The organism is Bacillus sp. KICET-3 (assembly GCF_033261025.1).
Lineage (GTDB): Bacteria > Bacillota > Bacilli > Bacillales > Bacillaceae > Bacillus > Bacillus sonorensis.
Map to the genome: position 1 here is coordinate 3291271 of NZ_CP137345.1, position 19842 is coordinate 3311112.

Here is a 19842-nt window from a genome sequence, read left to right on the forward strand (position 1 = left end):
AACTCCTTCCTTTTTTACTGTCATGATCCTACAGCGGCTTGCTTTGGCAAACCTTCCGCATTCAATTCGAATACAAGAAGGCGGTTGACCGCATTTACATATGCCTTTGCCGAAGCTTCGAGCACATCCTGGGCGACTCCGCGGCCGCCTGATTCCTTCCCGTTGATTGTCACTCTGACATATACCTGGGCAAACGCGTCCTGCCCTTTGCGGTTGGATTGAATCCGATAGTCGAGGAGCTGGACTTCTTTATCCATACAGCGCTTCAGCGTATTGTAGACCGCTTCGACGCTGCCCGCTCCAGTAGCGGCTTCCTGAATGACCCGGTCTGTTTGCTGATCCTTTAATGAAACCGTTGCTGTCGGCACTTGTGACGTGCCGTAATGAACTTGAAGCGATTCCAACTCATAGCCGATTTTCCGGTCTGTCGCTTTCTCTTCAAGAATGAGAGAAATCAGATCCTCATCTGTAAATTCTTTTTTCTTTCCTGTCAGCTCTTTAAACATGCTGAAAAATTTATTGATCTCCTCTTCCCCGAACTGGAATCCGAGGTTTTCGAGCTTATCTTTAAACGCATGGCGTCCTGAGTGCTTTCCAAGCACCAGCGCGTCTGTCTTTACGCCGACAAGCTCTGGGGAAATGATTTCGTACGTTGTTTTTTCTTTCAGGAAACCGTCCTGATGAATGCCTGATTCATGTGCGAAAGCATTATCGCCGACGACCGCTTTATTGCGCGGCACAGCCATTCCGGTCAGCTTGCTCACCAAATCACTTGTCCGCTTAATCTCATTCAATTGAATCGTTGACTCCGCCTGATAAAAATCTTTGCGAATATGGAGGGCAACGGCAATTTCTTCAAGAGACGCATTCCCCGCTCTTTCACCAATGCCGTTAATCACCGATTCCACTTGGTCAGCGCCGTTTTCGATCGCCGCCAGGGAGTTGGCGACCGCCATTCCCAAATCATCGTGGCAATGGGCTGAAAGCTTGACCCTGTCGACATTGCGGGCATTTTCCTTTATATAGCGGAAAATGTTGCCGTACTCGGCAGGGGCCAAGTATCCCACCGTATCCGGAAGGTTAATGACATCCGCGCCGGCTGCGATCACTTCGCTGACGATCTCGGCTAAAAACGGGAGATCTGTCCGGCACGCATCCTCTGCCGACCATTGCACAATCGGAAATTTCTGCTTCGCGTATTTGACCATTGCCACCGCCTGTTCCAGCACTTGCTGCCGCGTTTTTTTCAGCTTATATTTCAAGTGGATATCAGAGGTGGCGATAAACAGGTGCAGCCTCGGTTCAGCCCCGTCTTTCAATGCTTCCCAAGCCGAATCGATATCCCCTTTGACAGAACGGGCAAGCCCTGTAACCGAACAGTTTTTAATCGTTTTCGCGATCTCCTTTACAGCGTGAAAATCCCCGGGGGATGAAGCGGGAAAACCCGCTTCCATAATATTAACCCCGAGCTTCTCCAGCTGATGGGCGATCGCCAGTTTCTCCCGCGTATTTAAATTGACGCCTGGTGACTGTTCGCCATCACGGAGTGTCGTATCAAAAAAGTTAATTTTTCGCACCGGCTACCACCGCTTCCTTCTTTTTACCTTGTTTGACAAACGGCATCATTTCACGGAGCTTTCTGCCGACCACTTCAATTTCATGCTCATTTTCGCTTGCATTAATGGCGTTGAAGCGCGGACGGTTTACTTGGTTTTCCACGATCCACTCTTTTGCGAACGTTCCGTTTTGGATATCTTGCAATACTGCTTTCATGGATGCTTTTACATTCTCATCGACAACGCGAGGGCCTGATACGAAATCTCCCCATTGTGCCGTGTCTGAGATGGAGTATCTCATGCCTGCCAGACCTTCTTCATACATCAAGTCAACGATCAGCTTCAGCTCGTGCAAACATTCGAAGTATGCGAGTTCCGGCTGATATCCCGCTTCTGTCAGCGTTTCAAAACCGGCTTTGACGAGGGAAGTCAATCCTCCGCACAGAACCGCCTGTTCTCCGAATAGATCTGTTTCTGTTTCTTCTTTAAATGTCGTTTCCAGAACTCCGGCTCGCGCTCCGCCGATCGCTTTCGCATACGCCAGCGCTTTGTCTTTCGCTTCGCCCGTTACATCCTGATAAATCGCGAACAGTGCGGGAACGCCTGCGCCTTGTTCAAACGTTCTTCTGACAAGATGCCCCGGCCCTTTAGGAGCGACAAGGAATACGTCAACATCTGCCGGAGGAACGATTTGATGGAAATGAACATTAAAGCCGTGGGCGAAAACAAGTGAATTGCCGGCCTGAAGCTCATCTTTAATTTCGGCTTCATATACTTTTTGCTGCTGTTCATCAGGAAGCAAAACCATGATGATGTCGGCCTGCGCGGCAGCTTCTCTTACCGTAAATACTTGATGGCCGTCTTCTTCGGCTTTCGTAAAGGACTTCCCTTTTCTGACGCCGACAATAACGTCCACTCCGCTTTCTTTCAAGTTGAGCGCGTGGGCATGGCCTTGTGAACCATATCCGATGACTGCTACTTTTTTTCCTGCCAGTACGTTTTCTTTGATATCACCGTTGTAATAAACTTTTACCATTTCAATCTCTCCCTTTTTCTGTTTGATTTATAAAATAGATATTGTTTTAATAGAGGCCGGCTTCTGCTGGGTTCCTCTTGCAAAAGCCGTGGTGCCTGTTCTGGCAACCTCTTTAATCCCGTATGGTTTCAATAATTCAATGAGCGCTTCGATTTTGTTTGATTCGCCTGTCACCTGAACGACGACGCTGTCTTTGGCGACATCGACCACCGCTGCCCGGAACGGCTCGATGACGCCGTTTATTTCCGCCCTGCTCGAAGGCGGGGAGACGACCCTGATTAAAGCCAGTTCCCTTTGGACGATTGATTGATTCGTAATGTCTGTGACTTTCAATACATCAATCTGTTTATTTAGCTGTTTTGTCAGCTGCTCTGTTTCTTTTTCATTTTCCACATGAACGACAAACGTGATTCTGGAGATGCCCTCTGTTTCGGTGTGCCCTACTGTAATGCTTTCAATATTGTAATGCCGTTTTGTAAACAGCCCTGTGATTCTGTTTAAGACGCCGGTTTGATTTAAAACCGTGAGCGTAATGATTCTTTTCAAGGTTTCACCCCCACCATTTCATGAAGCCCTTTTCCTGGCGCAACCATCGGAAATACCTTTTCTGCTTGCGCGACCTGAACATCGATGACCATCGGTTCATTCGATGTCAAAGCAGCTTCGAGCTTTTCTTTTGCTTCCGCTTCAGATGTGATCCGGACGCCTTTGATGCCGTAGGCCTCAGAAAGCTTGATGAAATCCGGCTGCGACGAAAATTTAGAATGCGAATAGCGCTCATCATAAAAGATTTCCTGCCATTGCCGGACCATTCCGAGACAGCGGTTGTTCAGCACGACGACTTTGATCGGCAGATTGAGGTCGTGAATGACAGCCAGCTCTTGCAGCGTCATTTGAAATCCTCCATCACCGAGGATGGCGACGACCGTCGCATCTTTTTCCGCGAGCTGGGCCCCGATCGCTGCCGGAAGTCCGAATCCCATTGTGCCGAGGCCTCCTGAGGTGACCCATCTGTCTGCCTTTTGGAACGGATAAAACTGTGCCGCCCACATTTGATGCTGCCCCACGTCCGTGGTCAAAATGGCTTCACCTTTCGTATATTTGTGAATGTATTCGATCAGTTTTTGCGGCTTAAAGCCTTCCTCTTCATTTTCTTCATACCAGAGAGGATATTCGTTTTTCCAATCGGCAAGCCGCTGTTTCCACTCATCAGAAGCGCCCGGTTTGCCGTTTTGCTTGATCAGCTCCGCCAATACAAGCTTGCTGTCTCCGACGACCGGAATATGCGTATGGACGTTCTTGCCGATTTCAGCCGGATCAATATCAATATGGGCGACTGTCGCGTTCTTTGCGAAATACTTCAAATTCCCTGTGACCCTGTCGTCGAATCTGGCGCCGATGCTGATCAGCAAGTCGCATTCATACAACGCCATGTTTGCGGCATATGTGCCATGCATTCCGGCCATTCCCAAGAAAAGCGGGTGGTCTGCCGGAAAGCCTCCGAGCCCAAGCAGCGTATTTGCCACAGGAATTTGCTGCTGTTCGACATAATTTTTTAATTCTTCTGACGCTTTTCCGTGCAAAACGCCTGCACCCGCTAAAATGACCGGCTTTTTCGCTCCGCTGACCGCTTCCACAAGCTTTCTGATTTGCAGATAATTCGGTTCTTTCGTCGGCTGATAGCCCGGGAGATGAATATCATGGTCATAGCTGAATTCCCCTTCAATATTGGCGATATCTTTCGGGATATCGATCAACACTGGGCCCGGTCTGCCGGTAGTCGCAATGTGAAACGCTTCTTTTATAATTCTCGGCAGGTCTTCAGCATCCCGAACCTGGTAGCTGTGCTTCGTAATCGGCATCGTAATCCCGATCACATCCGCTTCCTGAAAAGCGTCAGATCCGATCACCGACGTGGCCACCTGACCTGTGAAAACAACGAGTGGCAATGAATCGATCATCGCATCGGCGAGACCTGTCACAAGATTGGTCGCACCAGGACCGGAGGTGGCGATCACGACGCCGGGCTTTCCGGAAATTCTCGCATATCCTTCAGCCGCGTGAATCGCGCCTTGTTCATGCCTGGTCAGGACATGAAACATTCCTGACCCGTAAAGCTTGTCATAAATCGGCAGGACTGCCCCGCCCGGATATCCGTAGATCACTTCAACATTTTCCCGCTTTAAAGCCTCAATCAGCATTGACGCCCCAGCCATCGTTTGTGTACATTGGGCATTTTCTGCATCCAACTGTACATTCGTCCTCATTTTTCTTCCTCCTATCAAGTGATGCTCATCATTTACATTCACTATTGATTGAACATTCATCATCTATATGTGCCGTAAAGCATGAATTCAATATGCCTTTACAGCTAAAAAAGCCTTCCCGCCCACAATTGGCGCTGCTTACCTTGCAGGCCAAAGGGGCGAAAAGGCTTTTCTTTCCGCGGTACCACCCTTGTTTACGGCCATTGCGGCCGCCTCATGGATAATCTTATCCGTTTTTATAACGAGTGAACTTGATTCGTTCACCCGGCCGCCCCTACTAAATCAAAAGAATCGTTCAGGCCGACACTCAGAGGGGAGTTCACAGCGGAGGCCATCACCGGTTCCCAGCAATCCCGGCTCTCTGCAGATGGCGTTTCCGCTCCTACTTATCCTCTTCTACGCTTATCTTTATTTAGCTGACACTTAAACTTTGATCTGTAAAGTTTACTTTTTCCCCTTCGCGCACAACGCGTTCGCGAAACTTTTCCAGCATCCTGTTTGTGTGGACTCCCGGTTTCCCGCTTCCGATCTGCCGGCCGTCCACTTTCACAACCGCAATGACCTCTGCGGCGGTTCCAGTCAAAAACACTTCCTCTGCCGTATACACATCATGACGGGTAAACGGCTCTTCCTTCACTTCATAGCCGAGCTCTTCGGCGATTTCAATAATCGCGTTGCGTGTGATTCCTTCAAGCGCCCCGATGTATCCCGGCGGCGTCAACAGCTTTCCGTTTTTATAAATGAATACATTATCCGCAGAACCTTCGGCCACATAGCCTTGATCATTGAGCATGAGCGCTTCGCTGACCCCGGCCATCCGCGCCTCGATCCGGACAAGAATGTTATTTAAATAGTTCAGGGATTTTACTTTCGGGCTTAATACATCCGGCCGATTTCGTCTTGTCGGCACAGTGACGATATCAATTCCGGTTTCATATAAATGTTTCGGGAATATTGCCAATGGTTCGACAATTATGATGACACTCGGCTGCGAACAATTGTTGGGATCGAGTCCGAGATCACCGGCGCCCCTTGAAACGACAAGGCGGATATAAGCATCCTCCAGCCCGTTTTTTTCCACCGTTTTCAACACGTGATGCGTCAGCTCTTCCTGCTCATAAGGTATTTCAAGCAGGATGGATCTTGCTGAATCATACAGCCGGTCCATGTGCTCTTTCATTCTGAAAATGTTTCCGTCATACACCCTGATGCCTTCAAACACTCCGTCACCGTATAAAAAACCGTGATCATAGACCGATATTTTAGCGTCTTCTTTTTTAACGAATTTGTCGTTTAGGAAGATCCACTGGTCTTTCTGGTCCCCCATCCTTTTAGCACACCTTTCTGTTGTAAATGAACGCTTTAAACGAATAAAAACTCATGATGCGGGAACCCGTTTTCCCGCCGTTATTCTTCGGGAAAATTGAAAAGTTCTCAAGTGATTTGATCTTTTGTTTGAACCCATATTACGCCGCTTTACAGACAGTGTCAACCGTATTTTTTAAAATTATTAGACAATTTAGATTTATCAATCTACTTGTATACGCTTACATGATTGATATAAAAGGAAATTCGAAATTGACAAACAATAAAAAATTTTTTCTTTAATCTATCAAGATTACACAATCGCCGCACCGTTTTATACAATTTTGTCACATTTGATGACAAAAAAAACGGGAGCCTTCCTTGTTACACCGGCAGATTTCTTACCAGCAAACATGTACAGACTCCCCCTGCACAAATTCACATAAAATGTAAAAAAACAAAAGATAGGTGAATGTTATGAATGACACATATTTAACCGTTCCATATGCATCTGAGAACCAACTCCGGCAATATCCGGGTTATTTCGGATATCCCGGATATCAGATGACGTACGTTTTTACCCATGGCACCCCTATTATTTACAATCCGTACGGTGCCGTACCGCTCAGCCCCACCGGCGTTATCGGCCACCCCGGAATCCCCGCGGCCGGAGTTCACGGATTTGCCGGCGGTCACGGATTTTCCGGAGCAGTCGGCGGGTTCAGAAATGAAGGGAACTGCTCTCAATTTTGCGGCCTATGAGTTTCGGCATTAAACAACCCCCTGAGCGATCATGGCATCGGCGACCTTGATGAATCCGGCGATATTGGCCCCGGCCAATAAGTCTCCCGGGCGCCCATAGCCCTCGGCGGCCTTCACACTGTTTTGATAAATGCTTGTCATGATTCCGCGCAGTCTGTTATCCGCTTCCTCGGCCGTCCATCGCAATCGGGCGCTGTTTTGCGCCATTTCCAACGCGGAAACGGCGACACCGCCGGCATTTGCCGCTTTAGCGGGGCCGAACAAAATGCCCGACTTCAAAAACAGCTCGATCGCTTCCTGTTCAGACGGCATATTCGCCCCTTCTCCGACGGCTTTGACCCCATTCGCGATCAGAGCTTCAGCCGCTTTTTCATCAATTTCATTTTGGGTCGCGCATGGAAGCGCAATGTCGCACGGTACAGACCAGATCCCTGAACATCCTGTGAAGTAATGCGCTTCAGGATGTTCATTTACATATTCAGCGATTCGTTTGTTTCCGGATTCTTTCAATCGTTTCACAGTCTCAAGGTTGATCCCGTTTTTGTCATATACATAGCCGTCGGAATCGCTGCAGGCCACCACTTTCGCCCCGGTTTGAATGGCTTTTTCCATCGCATAGATCGCCACATTTCCCGATCCCGATACGACGACGGTGCTTCCTTTGAAGCTCATCCCTTTATCCTTCAGCATTTCCTCTACAAAATAAACAAGCCCGTAGCCGGTGGCTTCCGTACGCATGAAACTGCCCCCGTATTCAAGGCCCTTCCCTGTCAAAACGCCTGCCTCATAACCGCCGCGGATTTTTTTATACTGTCCGAACATAAACCCGACTTCCCTGGCTCCGACGCCGATATCGCCTGCCGGCACATCAGTGTCGGGTCCGATATATTTACACAGTTCATTCATAAAGCTCTGCGTAAAATTCATAATTTCCCTGTCTGATTTGCCCTTCGGATCAAAGTCGGCTCCCCCCTTTCCGCCTCCGATCGGAAGGCCTGTCAGCGAGTTTTTAAAAATTTGTTCAAAGCCTAAAAATTTAATAATGCTTGCATTAACGGAAGGATGGAAACGGATGCCTCCTTTATAAGGGCCGATCGCACTGTTAAACTGGACGCGGAACCCGCGGTTGACCCGGACTTTCCCCTGATCATCGACCCACGGAACTCTAAACACAATCATACGCTCGGGTTCAGCGATTCTCTCAAGAATATTGTGCTCGATATACTTCGGATATGTAGCTAATACAGGGACAAGTGAATCAAAAATTTCTTTTACAGCTTGAAGAAATTCACTTTCATGAACATTTCGCTTCTGTATCGTTTCATACGTCATTGTCACATAATCTCTCGCCGCCTGCATATTGGTTTGTTTAACTCTTTCAAGTGTTTTCACCTTTCTTCAGCCCCTTTCAAGATGGATGACCGGTCATGTTTGGTAGATTTTCTATCAGGAACATGTTACACCCAGAGAGATTTTCCATCAATCTGGAAAACAGATCAAACCATTGCTGATATGAGATGTATGTCTAAAAGTGAGAATATGCGGGCAATTTGGCAGTCCGCAGACGACTGTTAAATAAGGTGGAACGGACTATCGCCGTTTCGCAAACAAAGGCGATTTTTCTTGAGCTATGAAGGTGTTTCCTGGTTTCTTTCCTATCCGCCCAATGACGCCCTTTTATTGTAGTCCCGATCTAAAGCCATAAAAAAATGAATCGTTCAGCATAGATAAGAAACAATACACATCCCCTAAAAAATGGTTCCATCTCAGCATTATCATGCCGTTTCTGAGAGCTGTTTTTTCCTGCTGCACCATGAATTTCCGTGATATCTTTGAAAAGATATGCTGCTATAGGAGGTTCAACATGTATTGAAAAAGATAAGAAAATATTTTAGAAAACATCCAAAAATAGCTTTTACTATAGATTTTGTCGCAACAGGCAGCTGTTTACTGATTGGCTATTGGCTTTTACCTGGATTTTTAGGCACCTGCATTGCCGTAGCAGGCATTCTCATTATCCGAGGACTATTAGGTACATATTGGTCGGATAAGCAAGAATAAGAATTTATTCATCTCCCGTGTCCATTCCCCAGCAATTTCATCACATCCCCTGACAGACGCCTGAACGTTGTGCGCAAGGCCGGGAATCCACGCATATTTTGATCTTTACTAAATTTTCGGATAGACCGTGCCATTTCAGACACACTATGACTAAAACATGGTGGGGGTGCTGATGTGAACCAACAAAAAAAAGACAAAGAATTGTCAAACGTCCAAACACAAAGAAACTTCTTAACGGCGGAAGAATTTCCAGAAGGCGCGTATGGATCTCCGGCAGGCAAAGACGAGGCTGTCGAGAACAAAAACACGCCATGGCAGGAAGGCCAGCAATTCTACAGCAATTTCACATATGAAAACAGAGATTTGCATGAAGATGTGCCAAGACAGTATCCGGGTGCGCATCCGGTGCATGATGAGGAAGACGAAGACGGGGAATGAGCAGAAGCATTTCCCCCAATCATAGAAAGATGACACAATAAGCTTGCAGAGCAAAGAGCCTCAATCTCCTATTTTAAAAAAGGGACTGGGGCTTTTCTGTTGGCTTCTTGGCCTCCTGCCGCGGACTGGTCAATCGGTAAAATGACGATGACATTGGCGCCGTGACCTCCGTTTATTTTCCGTGTTGTCGCGATCTTTTGAATGATCCAAAGTGAAGCGGGTTTGTTGACGACACGACGCGCTGCCTTGACGGACTTTTCGATGAGCTGCGCAAGAGTGTCCGCTTTGAAATGCGCAGCCCCGGCGACCTTAACCGCATAACGGGCGATCGTTTTCAGCGCTAGCCGGTCCGTGTCGTTTAATTCGTATGTATTGCGTTTGATGTGTTCGTAGACAGACGCGTTGAGTTCGGCCGTCGAGTCGAACGTTTGGTGTTCCGCTAGATAACGCACAATCATTACCCCTTTACGTAATATCGTAACGCCATTCTATATTATGATATTACGTAATGTCAACATATTTTTCTTTACGATATTACGAAATTGCGATATACTAAACAAAACCACATAAAAATGTTGTAATATGGAGGTGTGTAAATTGATTTATGTTAAAACCGACCGAATAGACGAGATATTAAGAGAGCGTGGATGGTCGCGGAATAGGTTAGCCAAAGAGGCGGGTATTAGGCCGGCGGCTCTTAGTGAGTTGTGTAGCAATATTAGAACGACAATAAATCGATTGACACTATATAAGATAATGAAAACACTAAATATTACGAACATAAACGAAGTGATTGAGATTCGCGAGGGGGAATAGCGATGATTAAAGGGGAAGCCGTTTTTAAAGGAGAGACAGAAGTTAAATACCTCTTTCAAAAATCGGCCACAAGTCAGAGTCTAGTTGTGGTCTTTTCTGCTTTTGGGGCTGAAGGGAAACCACCCGCCTATAACTATTTGCGTGCGCTTGAAGGGTACGATTGCAATAAGCTGTACATTTTAGATGATTTCGGGTGTAGAGCAAGTTATTATCTTTGCGAAAACAGGGATTTTTACATAGAAAGGTCTGTCATTTCGTTAATAAAACAAATTGTCCGTGATAATAATATCAACCATGTTATTTCGTGTGGTTCAAGTAAAGGCGGCTACGCAGCCATCTACTACGGAATAAAATATGGATTTGATAGCATCATCGCGGGATCACCACAATATTTATTAGGAGATTATCTCTTTAACGGAAGTTCTTTAGCGGATGTTTCGGGGTTTATTTCCGGAGGCAGCGACACACAAGATAAGGACTTTTTGAACGCAATATTACAGGATGCCGTAAGAAGTTCGAATTCTTCATCCAAAATTTATCTACATGTCGGAAAAGGTGAGTACCACTACAATCACCATGTAAAGCCTTTGATTGAAGAGTTAAATAAAAAAGGAATACAGTATGTCCTAGATTTAGGAGACTACGCCAATCATGCGGACGTTGCAAAATATTTCCCTGAGTATTTAAAACAAACTATTTCGGAAGAAACGGGAGTTCCGTATATAAAACTTCTTCATGAACCGAGCCCTACGGTCAAAGTTAACGAACAACATGAATTTCATGCGCACAGTTCAGATCCGGCCTCTACCTTTGCGTGGTACATATACAAAGACGGAAAAACAATAGAAAAGCGCATGTATACCACGTCTAATAAAACGACTATCACTTTTGACGAGGCCGGTCAGTATCAATTAAAGGTCTTTGTAAAAAATAATGCCAATAGAAAAGTTACGGCCAAAAGTAGAATAATAAACGTAAAAGAAGCCCCATCCGGTTAAGGACGGGGTTTTACTAACTCGCCTTATTCTTTTTGTTTGGTTTCACCCAATCAACCGCGATATTTTGTCTACAACGTTTGCAACTATCGTTTACTTTTACAGTCGTAACGAAATTTCTATCAAAACCACAATTAGGGCAGGTATACTTGGCGCCACCTAATGCCACCGCGAAAAAAGGGAGGCTAAATAGCGCAAGGCCGAATCCAGGCAGTATCCCGATAATCGTAATTACTAAAATTGCCGAAATTAACATAAGAAAAATACCGATAAATAAACTGGTTATTCTCATAAGTCCAAAACGCTTTTTTGCTACAGTGACGGTTTTAAACTCCAAAATAAATCCCCCAATCTTTATCGTTAGTAAAATTATACTCTATCGGAAGTCCTTACCGATCTAATCTATGTATCCGAGCACCCTCGATCTTATACGTAGGCGCCCGCCAAAAGTTCAGCTTACTTAGTCGTTCCTTCGAGTTTCGCGCCGATCTCGAAAAGACCGGTCGCAGCAAGACCCGCAAAGCCGCCGGCCCACAACCGCAATACTGGATCGAGGTCTGTAAACGGATAGGCTACCGCTCCGAATGCGATTCCTAAAACGAAGCTGACCGCCGGCATGATATTGGTCGGCATCTTGAGCGTTTTTTAACGAGTTGAACAAGCGACGTAAGAATATGTTCGTTTAGGCGGCCGTGGGGCTGCGTCAGTCCGTGGGACAGATCGAGTAGCCGTCGGTCGCCTTTCCGTAATAAATTTTCGCACCATTATAAAATTACGCCTCCTTATATCGTTCGGTCGGGCGTCATTTATTCAAGGTACAGTCTAGCGTAAGACCTACGTACAACGAAAAACCCGCTATGCCAGTGAATATGTCGTCGTTGATTCAACGTAGACAATCCGCAATTCATAACGGGTGATGATGGGTACGTCCCAGGAGAGATTCGAACTCCCGACCGACGGCTTAGAAGGCCGTTGCTCTATCCAGCTGAGCTACTGGGACATGATGTTGTTGTTTCGTTCGCTTTAACTATCAGCGACAAGATTTATTATATGCGTATTACGCCTATAAGTCAACATTTTTTTAGAATTTTTTTCATCACGAGGAAGAAAAAATTCTTCCTCATGAATATCATGGCAATTTGTAATGATTTGTTAAGCTTTCTACTTCCTGTCCTGACGTATCGTAGAAACGGACTTCTGCGTTGTCATTGTCAATGTTTAGTATAGCATAAGTTTTTTCTCTCCGCACCCGGGGAAGACGGATGCTGCCGGGATTAATCAGCAGCTTTCCGTCCATCAGCTCGCTTCCCGCGATGTGGGAGTGGCCGAAGCAGATGATATCGGCTCCGAGTTCTTCCGCCCTGTAATACACATTTAACAGCGACTGCTTAATGCCGTGTAAATGTCCGTGCGTCAAAAACAGTTTTCTTGAGCCGACCGGGACGACGATTTCATCTTTGAATTGTCCGTAGAAGTCGCAGTTTCCTTTTACCGTCAAGTAGGAAGCGAGCGCCGGATGAGCAGGATCAAGCTCGGAATCTCCGCAGTGGATGTGGAGATCGGTATCCTTCTCATGCCGTTTTGCGATGGCTTGCAGTTCATCTTCAAGACCGTGGCTGTCGCTGACAATCAGCACCTTCATTCAGGCTCCTCCTCTCGGTGTCAATCCAATAATGCGGACAGTTTTTTCAGCGCATCCGCCCTGTGGCTGATCTTATTTTTTTCGCTGCTTGAGAGCTGAGCCATTGTTTTATCCTTGTCTTTGACGAGAAAAACCGGATCATAGCCAAATCCGTTCGTGCCCGCCGGTTCTTCCGTGATAAATCCTTCTACAGCGCCTTCGACTGTTTTCGTTTCCTGCCCCGGAATGCTTAAAGCCAGCGCACATCTGAACCTTGCCGTACGGTCTTCTTTTTCGACGCCTTCAAGCTCTTGTAAGAGCTTTTGCAAGTTGGCGAGGTCGTTTTTTTCTTCTCCGGCATAGCGGGCGGAGTATACCCCGGGACGGCCGCCGAGGTAGTCGACGGAAAGCCCGGAATCATCGGCAATCACCATTTTTCCGGTCTCTTTTGCTATGGTTTCCGCTTTAATGATCGCGTTCTCTTCAAAGGTCTGTCCGGTTTCTTCAATGTCAGCCGTATAGCCGATGTCCAGCAAAGATTTGACATCATAGCCTCTTGGGGCGAGCATTTCTTTGAATTCCTTGACTTTTCCTTCGTTTTTTGTGGCAATGATGACTTCTTTCATTCCGATCAAGCCTTTCTATACATTTTTATTGATGAATGGCCGCAGCAGCATCGCCGAGCACTTCTTTTTGTTTTTCAATCAGTTCAGAAATTCCTTTTTCGGCGAGCTCCAACAGCCCGTTCAGTTCGTTTTTGGAAAACGTCGCTTCCTCTCCGGTTCCCTGAAGCTCGACAAAGCGGCCTTTCCCAGTCATGACGACATTCATATCTACTTCTGCATTTGAGTCTTCCTGATAGTTTAAATCGAGGATGAGTCCTTGCTCCTTGTCAATTCCAACTGAAGTGGCCGCCAAAAAGTCAGTGATCGGCATCGTTTTCAGCGTGCCATTCTCGACAAGACGCCCGACGGCAAGCGCCATCGCGGTGAATGCCCCGGTGATTGATGCGGTTCTCGTTCCGCCGTCCGCCTGAATCACGTCGCAATCGATCCAGACCGTCCGTTCACCCAGCTTCTCCAAATCAACAACCGCCCGCAGGGCTCGTCCGATCAGCCTCTGGATTTCCATCGTACGTCCGGAAATTTTTCCTTTTGACGATTCCCTGATCGTCCTCTGATTCGTCGCCCGGGGCAGCATGCTGTACTCTGCCGTAATCCAGCCTTTCCCTTCCCCGCGCAAAAAAGGCGGGACGCGGTCTTCTATTGACGCGTTGCAAATCACCTTTGTCGAGCCGACTGTAATCAGAACCGACCCTTCCGGATGGGTAATGAAGTCAAGCTCCATTGCTACAGGGCGTAATTCATCATTTTGTCTTCCATCGTATCTCATGTTTTACCTCCGATTGTATGTACATAAACATTTCATATTATTCCGCTTACAAAAGCGCTTGGACAGCTGAATAAAGAAAGAGGCAGCTTTAAACGCCCACCTCTTTTTTTATAGTATATCAAAAACCTATGTCTAAAAACTACCTGTGTTCACCCGGCTCGGTCTTGAAACCGGTTTTGACAGCTTTTCGCCTTTTTCATTGACTAGTTCGGCTTTGCCGTTTACCGTTACCGATACGCTTTTAATGTCCGGCAGCTCGGTTACTGTCAAGACGATGCTGTTTAACACTTCATCTGAAATCACTTTCTTTTCCCCGTCCGCGCTTCCGTAGATGGCTTCATTGAAATCAAGCGTGACATGGCCGTCCTCGATTTTCGGTTTGCTTTCAAGCTTCACGTCTCCCTGAAAATCAGTTAACAGTCCGCTTTTTTTGCTCGGCCCTTCCGTCAGTTCTTCAATCGCCGCCGTCACTTGATCCGATTTTTTGTCTGATGAGCGCTTTGTGACAGGGACATAATAGGTGCCTTGATCAGCCTCGGCCAAATAATAGACGGTGACAGGCTGTGTGGCCGTTATATCCGTCACACCGGATGTTTCCAGATTAATGCCGTCCTCGCGGCCCAGATTCTCTGAAAGCGGTGTGCCGTTTACAGGCATCTCTTTTAAATCGTGACCGTTCATCCGGATTTTTACTTTATCAATAGAGTTAAATTGAGTTAAAGTCCATGTGATGGCCTGGACGATTTTTTGTTCATCTTCAGCCTTATAATTTTTAAATTCATTTGAAAAATCGGCAATGGCCGTGCCATCTTCTTTGATGTCGACATTTACCGTCGTGTCTGCCGGGAGCACGGCTCTGAATCCATTTGGAAGGATGTTTGAGACAGGCCCTCCTTCAACAAGATATTCAAGGGCTTGCTTGGCCGTCCCTTCCTGTTTTGGCAGCGGAAGCGTCTGAGCGGTTACATACCCGTTTTTATCAATCAGATAAAGCTCTCTCATGACCGTATCCCCATTTTGCTCCGCTTTATGTTCACCGGTGGTTTTTCCGCCTTTGTCGTCCGTTTTTTCTTCTGTCTTATCTGTCTGGTCCTGTTCCTTCTCCTCTTTCACATATTTGATATCCTGCGGCGGATCGATTTCCTCTGAGGCTTGATCCGACTGAAATAGACCGCATCCGGACAGAAGCAGCACGGAGGCTGTCACAGACACCGCAAGTCCTTTTATTCCTATTTTCGGCATACTTTTCCCTCCTAAGACTGTTTGTACTACTATGTATACGAGCCCGTTTTTGAATTAGACCGCTTTTTAAAAATTCATTTCAGGAGGAAAGACTCCTTGCGGCAAGTTTGGCGAAAGATAAAAAAACAGCATTTTACCCTTTTAACGGATAAAACGCTGTTTTTTTCAAAAATGCTTCACTCAATGACAGATCGAGCTGGTGAATTTGGATCTAATGTAAAGTCATAAGACTTCTCGTCACGATACATCGGATCGGCGTAAATGGACTCTTGATCTTGTTTTGCTGCCTTTTGATATGATGAAAACACGTCGTATTCATCCTTTTTCCAAATCCATAAGCCATCTTTGCCGGCTTCCTTATGGTACACGTTATGATTCACTATATTCCCTTCATTTTCGGTAAATTCGTTGGCGATAAATATTCGCGAATCACTTGCCGTCAATATGTTCTTTTCGATGTTGTTATGTTTTGTATCATACTGGAGCAGCAGCTGTCCGCCATCCAGTCCCTTTGTATCATTGCGGAACATAATGTTGTGAGCAATGACAGAATGGCTGGTGCCTCCCCGCTTTTTATCGTATCCGCCGATTGAAATACCGGTATAAGCGTTCTCATACACTGTGTTGCCGGTTATCTGAATATCATCGGCATATTTCCCTTTATGTTCAGACGTTGCTTCAATGCCGATATCGTTGCCGTAGACTGTGTTTTTCTTAATGTCAATATTTTGTCCTCCATCGACATATATTCCGCCTGCTGAGTAATCATCTCCATATGCAGGATTTCCGTAAGTCGAGTTATGATAAACCGTATTGTTTTCTACTGCACCGTTGCGCACAAAATCGCTTTGATCCGCAGTTCCTTCATAACCGATAAGGTCAATACCGATGTTGTTATTGTCACGGACCACATTGCCGCTGATCGTGAAACCGTCAATATTTCCGTTTAGCACAACCGCTTCACTCGCTCCGAGTGTCAGTTTTTCAACCGTATTGTCCTCGATCTTAATGTCTTTCATGCTGCCCGTTCCATAGACGGCAATTCCGTGGGCATTGCCGTCATCCGCTGTTGTTTTTATATCCCGGACGTGATTGTTCTTAATGGTTATATGACTGCTGGAGCCTGATACATAAATTCCCATGGCGGTTGCTTCTTCAGATGAAACAGACAGATCCTGAATTGTTAAACCGCTGATTGTTATGTCATGTTTATTGTGAATATGAATGAGCGGTGTTTCATATTCTGCGTCCGCAACTGATTCTCCGCTGATCACGACTTTTTCATTCTCATAGTTTCGAAATACGATCGGCTTTTTGTCCGTACCGCTGTGCTTCACATCGAGTGTCTCTTTATACGTACCTTCCCGAATCAGCACGGTTGTGCCGGCAACAGCCTGATTTGCGGCATGTGCCAGTGTGCGAAACGGCTTTTCTTTCGTTCCGTCATTTTGATCATTTCCATCTGGAGAAACGTATAAGCAGTTTGCTTGTTCTGCTTGTTCTGCTTCTTTTGCTCCTGTCTGATTATAAGCAAAAGCGATAACACCAGAAGCCAAAATAGCGATTGAAACAATAAAATACAATATTCTCATATTCAGCTCTCTTTTCTATTTAAAATAGATTGCTATCACAATTATAATCTATCCATTGTTGGAAAAACACCCCAAAAGATAGTAAACCAGAACAGTAAACGCCGGGAATGTTCCGCTTGCCGCGTTCTATCCAATATTGAAAAAAGCTGTCGAGATGATCTCGACAGCCTGACAGCCGGTATATTCCGGCTTGCATCTGCTACTTTACAGGGGTTTCTTGAAGTGAAATGGTTTCCACATTGTTCACTTCATAGCCAAACCAATCGTTTGCGATTTTTTTAAAACGGTCGCGGTCTCCTGTTGTTAAAAATTGATGTTCAGGAGGCAGCTGTGCTTTATTTAATAAACCGTTGTAGGATAAAATCGTGCTGACCTCTCTGGCCGTCTCATCCCCTGAAGAAATGATATTGACGCGCTCGCCCATGTAGCGCTGAATCGGCTCTTTTAAAATGGGATAATGCGTACATCCCAAAATCAGCGTATCAATGGAGGAATCCCTCAGCGGATAAAGCGAAGATCTGACAATCTCATCAGCCGTTTCGTCCAAAAATTTCCCGCTTTCCACAAACGGAACAAACATCGGACAAGCCAGGTTTTCCACCGTCAGATCGCTGTTTAATGAGAGCAGCGCTTCTTCATAAGCTCCGCTTCTGATCGTATTTTCCGTCCCGATGACGCCGATCCGCTGATTTTCCGTCACCTTGATGGCTGTTCTCGCACCCGGCTGCACCACTCCGATGACGGGTATGCCGACTGTCCGGCTGATGTCTTCCAATGCGATGGCGGTTGCCGTATTGCAGGCGATCACGAGCATTTTAATATGATGACGGGATAACAGGTAGTTTGTCATTTCCCATGTAAATGAAAGAACTTCTTTTCTGTCGCGCGGACCGTAGGGACACCTTTTTGTATCCCCAAGATAAATGATTTTTTCTTTTGGCAGCTGCCTCATGATTTCTTTTGCCACGGTTAAACCGCCGACTCCCGAATCAATGACTCCTATCGGTTGATCCAACAAAATCGCCTCATTTTCTATTCATTTCCTGCTGAAGTTTAATTAACAATTTTTCAAATGCGGCTGTTTCTTCTTCAGAAAACGCCTCTAACATGTTTTCCAGATAATCCTGTCTTTTTTGGATGACCTCTTGAATGATCCGCTCCCCTTCCGGTAAAAGGTGAATGCGGACGACCCGCCTGTCTGACGGGTCTTTCACCCGTTCCACAAGGCTGCTCTTCTCCATCCGGTCAATCAAATCTGTCGTCGTGCTGCACGCCAGATACATTTTCTGAGATAATTCGCCGATCGTCATATCCCCGTATTCATACAGCCACTGCAAGCCGACGAACTGCGGGGGTGTAATCGTATATTGGGTAAGAATTTCTCTTCCTTTTTGTTTGATGATGCCCGCAATATGGCGGAGTGATTTTTCAATATCCGCTATATGGTTCAAAGAAGCATTCGAATTCATGTGCTCAACCTCGCTCAACTCGTTGTTTTTCATACACAACACCCGAGTCTATTTTCCTTCTTTTCTACAAAAATTGCAAGGCTTCAACATAATATACAGGTTCCAGGAAAAATAAAACAACCGGTTCCCTTCTTTATCCAAGAAGGAATACCGGCGCAATTTAGAGCTCTAGCTCACCCATTCGAAGAAGTTCAACAACAGCTTGCGAACGGCCTTTCACACCCAATTTTTGCATGGCATTGGAAATGTGATTACGAACAGTTTTTTCACTTATAAAGAGCTCGCTTGCGATTTCCTTTGTTGTCTTGTCTTGAACGAGCAATTCGAACACTTCTCTTTCTCTTTTTGTTAGCAGCGGCTTTGATTGAAACTCTTTCTCCTTCAAGTATTGTAACCCTCCTTGCTAAGGTGAGAGCTGATCTGAAACGAATGGGTTTCGATATAGTCGTGATATCATATGAAACATACCCGAGGTCGGTGACGTTTCTGAAGGAGAAAAGGGTAACCGCTAACACCTATTTTTTGTGTTTTGAAAAAGGGTGCTTCGGCGGCAAACCGCGTCTCCCTGACGTTTCAGGCAGGCTTTTAAGGAAGGCATTTCAAGATCCATGCGATCATCCGCCATCTTTTTGTAATATAAGCGTGTTTTTTCTTTTTTTGAACAGCCTTGAGAATCTGGGCGGCGGCCTTCTCCGGAGAAGCTGCCCAAAACAGGTTTTCCGCTTTTGCAAGCGCCGTGTTGACAAAGCCTGGCTGAATTTCAGTGATCGCAATGTCAGCTCCTGCGCTTTTCACTTTTCGCCTCAGTCCCTTTACATAATGTGATACGAAAGCTTTTGAAGCGCTATAGGCGACGGCTGATCCGCTTGCTCTTAATGCGGCAACAGATGAGAGGGCGATCAAATGGCCGCGCCCATTGTGTAAGAAATGCTCCAGAAAAACGTTTGAACAAGCGGCAAACCCTGACACATTCACATCAATCGTTTCTTTTTGTTTGTGCCAGTCGATCCCGCTTTCGGTATATCCGACGCCTGAACAAATGAAAACCGCATCCACCTGCCCCAGCTCACGAATCAGTTCTTTTAACAGCATATTCGCTTGTTCAACATCAGCTACGTCAATCTTTTTGATATGTGAAAGGTTAGGCAGTTCATTCCGCAATTTGGTGAGCAGCTCTTCACGCCTGGCAGCAAGCCCCAGCACAACCCCGTTCTCTGACAGCTGTTTGGCCAGCTCTCTCCCGATCCCGGAACTCGCCCCGATCACTATTGCTTTTTTCATGTCTCTTCT

Annotated in this window: 22 protein-coding genes, 1 tRNA gene, 1 pseudogene and 1 other annotated feature; of the genes and pseudogenes, 5 read left to right on the top strand and 19 right to left on the bottom strand. The window is 46.2% G+C overall.

Going from position 1 to position 19842, the window contains the following annotated elements:
* Nucleotides 1-20: 20 nt before the first annotated feature.
* The 5 genes from R5H20_RS16790 to ilvE form a co-directional block, all read right to left on the bottom strand.
* Nucleotides 21-1577 carry a 2-isopropylmalate synthase gene (locus R5H20_RS16790; protein ID WP_006637881.1) on the bottom strand — a complete coding sequence of 519 codons (1557 nt, stop codon included), beginning with the start codon at nt 1575-1577 and terminating at the stop codon, nt 21-23.
* Nucleotides 1564-2592 (bottom strand): ketol-acid reductoisomerase, encoded by a 1029-nt coding sequence (gene ilvC, locus R5H20_RS16795; protein ID WP_006637882.1) that lies wholly within the window; start codon nt 2590-2592, stop codon nt 1564-1566. The genes R5H20_RS16790 and ilvC overlap by 14 nt, the downstream gene beginning before the upstream one ends.
* Nucleotides 2593-2619: 27 nt before the next feature.
* A complete protein-coding gene (gene ilvN, locus R5H20_RS16800; protein WP_006637883.1) occupies nt 2620-3138 on the bottom strand; it encodes an acetolactate synthase small subunit in 519 nt (172 codons plus the stop codon).
* A complete protein-coding gene (ilvB, locus tag R5H20_RS16805) occupies nt 3135-4859 on the bottom strand; it encodes an acetolactate synthase large subunit (protein ID WP_006637884.1) in 1725 nt (574 codons plus the stop codon). Before ilvB ends, ilvN begins: the two co-directional genes overlap by 4 nt.
* A 151-nt stretch (nt 4860-5010) precedes the next feature.
* Nucleotides 5011-5267 (bottom strand) — a binding site (T-box leader).
* A 4-nt stretch (nt 5268-5271) separates the two neighbouring features.
* Nucleotides 5272-6186, bottom strand: coding sequence for a branched-chain-amino-acid transaminase (ilvE, locus tag R5H20_RS16810; RefSeq protein ID WP_006637885.1), 915 nt, complete (start codon nt 6184-6186; stop codon nt 5272-5274).
* Between the two features lie 455 nt (nt 6187-6641).
* Here ilvE and R5H20_RS16815 point away from each other — a divergent pair, with 455 nt between their 5' ends.
* Nucleotides 6642-6926 carry a hypothetical protein gene (locus tag R5H20_RS16815; RefSeq protein ID WP_006637886.1) on the top strand — a complete coding sequence of 95 codons (285 nt, stop codon included), beginning with the start codon at nt 6642-6644 and terminating at the stop codon, nt 6924-6926.
* A 9-nt stretch (nt 6927-6935) separates the two neighbouring features.
* On the opposite strand, the gene gdhA is transcribed toward R5H20_RS16815, so the two are convergent.
* Nucleotides 6936-8318, bottom strand: coding sequence for an NADP-specific glutamate dehydrogenase (gene gdhA / locus R5H20_RS16820; RefSeq protein ID WP_176463741.1), 1383 nt, complete (start codon nt 8316-8318; stop codon nt 6936-6938).
* 477 nt (nt 8319-8795) lie between these two features.
* Between gdhA and R5H20_RS16825 the strand changes: the two genes are divergently transcribed.
* Nucleotides 8796-8987: a hypothetical protein gene (locus tag R5H20_RS16825; protein WP_006637888.1), complete on the top strand. Its 192-nt coding sequence runs from the start codon at nt 8796-8798 to the stop codon at nt 8985-8987.
* A gap of 174 nt (nt 8988-9161) precedes the next feature.
* A complete protein-coding gene (locus R5H20_RS16830; protein ID WP_006637889.1) occupies nt 9162-9425 on the top strand; it encodes a hypothetical protein in 264 nt (87 codons plus the stop codon).
* Nucleotides 9426-9493: 68 nt separating this feature from the next.
* Here R5H20_RS16830 and R5H20_RS16835 read toward each other — a convergent pair whose 3' ends face one another.
* Entirely contained in the window at nt 9494-9877 is a 384-nt protein-coding gene (locus R5H20_RS16835) for a helix-turn-helix domain-containing protein (protein WP_006637890.1), read from the bottom strand.
* 130 nt (nt 9878-10007) lie between these two features.
* On the opposite strand from R5H20_RS16835, the gene R5H20_RS16840 reads away from it, so the two are divergent.
* Nucleotides 10008-10241: a helix-turn-helix domain-containing protein gene (locus R5H20_RS16840; protein ID WP_040348215.1), complete on the top strand. Its 234-nt coding sequence runs from the start codon at nt 10008-10010 to the stop codon at nt 10239-10241.
* 2 nt (nt 10242-10243) lie between these two features.
* Complete coding sequence (locus R5H20_RS16845) at nt 10244-11239, top strand: hypothetical protein (RefSeq protein WP_006637892.1); 996 nt, start codon at nt 10244-10246, stop codon at nt 11237-11239.
* A 13-nt stretch (nt 11240-11252) separates the two neighbouring features.
* Here the strand turns inward: R5H20_RS16845 and R5H20_RS16850 are convergent, their stop codons facing one another.
* The 12 genes and pseudogenes from R5H20_RS16850 to R5H20_RS16905 all read right to left on the bottom strand — a co-directional run bounded on the left by R5H20_RS16850 (nt 11253) and on the right by R5H20_RS16905 (nt 19833).
* Nucleotides 11253-11573, bottom strand: a complete 321-nt coding sequence (locus tag R5H20_RS16850) for a hypothetical protein (protein ID WP_006637893.1) — start codon at nt 11571-11573, stop codon at nt 11253-11255.
* 119 nt (nt 11574-11692) lie between these two features.
* A pseudogene (locus R5H20_RS16855) lies at nt 11693-11943 on the bottom strand (holin).
* A 219-nt stretch (nt 11944-12162) separates the two neighbouring features.
* A tRNA-Arg gene (locus tag R5H20_RS16860) sits at nt 12163-12236 on the bottom strand.
* Nucleotides 12237-12365: 129 nt separating this feature from the next.
* Entirely contained in the window at nt 12366-12878 is a 513-nt protein-coding gene (locus R5H20_RS16865; RefSeq protein ID WP_006637895.1) for a YfcE family phosphodiesterase, read from the bottom strand.
* 20 nt (nt 12879-12898) lie between these two features.
* Nucleotides 12899-13492, bottom strand: a complete 594-nt coding sequence (locus R5H20_RS16870) for an XTP/dITP diphosphatase (RefSeq protein WP_167373790.1) — start codon at nt 13490-13492, stop codon at nt 12899-12901.
* A 16-nt stretch (nt 13493-13508) separates the two neighbouring features.
* The gene (gene rph, locus R5H20_RS16875) at nt 13509-14249 is read right to left on the bottom strand and encodes a ribonuclease PH (RefSeq protein WP_006637897.1); all 741 of its coding nucleotides are present in this window, start codon (nt 14247-14249) and stop codon (nt 13509-13511) included.
* Nucleotides 14250-14381: 132 nt separating this feature from the next.
* Nucleotides 14382-15491 (bottom strand): GerMN domain-containing protein, encoded by a 1110-nt coding sequence (locus R5H20_RS16880; protein ID WP_006637898.1) that lies wholly within the window; start codon nt 15489-15491, stop codon nt 14382-14384.
* Between the two features lie 176 nt (nt 15492-15667).
* A complete protein-coding gene (locus R5H20_RS16885) occupies nt 15668-17083 on the bottom strand; it encodes a right-handed parallel beta-helix repeat-containing protein (protein WP_006637899.1) in 1416 nt (471 codons plus the stop codon).
* 199 nt (nt 17084-17282) lie between these two features.
* Nucleotides 17283-18101, bottom strand: coding sequence for a glutamate racemase (gene racE / locus R5H20_RS16890; protein WP_087962508.1), 819 nt, complete (start codon nt 18099-18101; stop codon nt 17283-17285).
* Between the two features lie 7 nt (nt 18102-18108).
* Nucleotides 18109-18552, bottom strand: a complete 444-nt coding sequence (locus R5H20_RS16895) for a MarR family winged helix-turn-helix transcriptional regulator (RefSeq protein ID WP_006637901.1) — start codon at nt 18550-18552, stop codon at nt 18109-18111.
* Between the two features lie 160 nt (nt 18553-18712).
* A complete protein-coding gene (gene gerE / locus R5H20_RS16900; protein WP_003184172.1) occupies nt 18713-18937 on the bottom strand; it encodes a spore germination transcription factor GerE in 225 nt (74 codons plus the stop codon).
* Nucleotides 18938-19137: 200 nt separating this feature from the next.
* Nucleotides 19138-19833: an SDR family NAD(P)-dependent oxidoreductase gene (locus R5H20_RS16905; RefSeq protein ID WP_006637902.1), complete on the bottom strand. Its 696-nt coding sequence runs from the start codon at nt 19831-19833 to the stop codon at nt 19138-19140.
* Between the last annotated feature and the right edge of the window lie 9 nt (nt 19834-19842).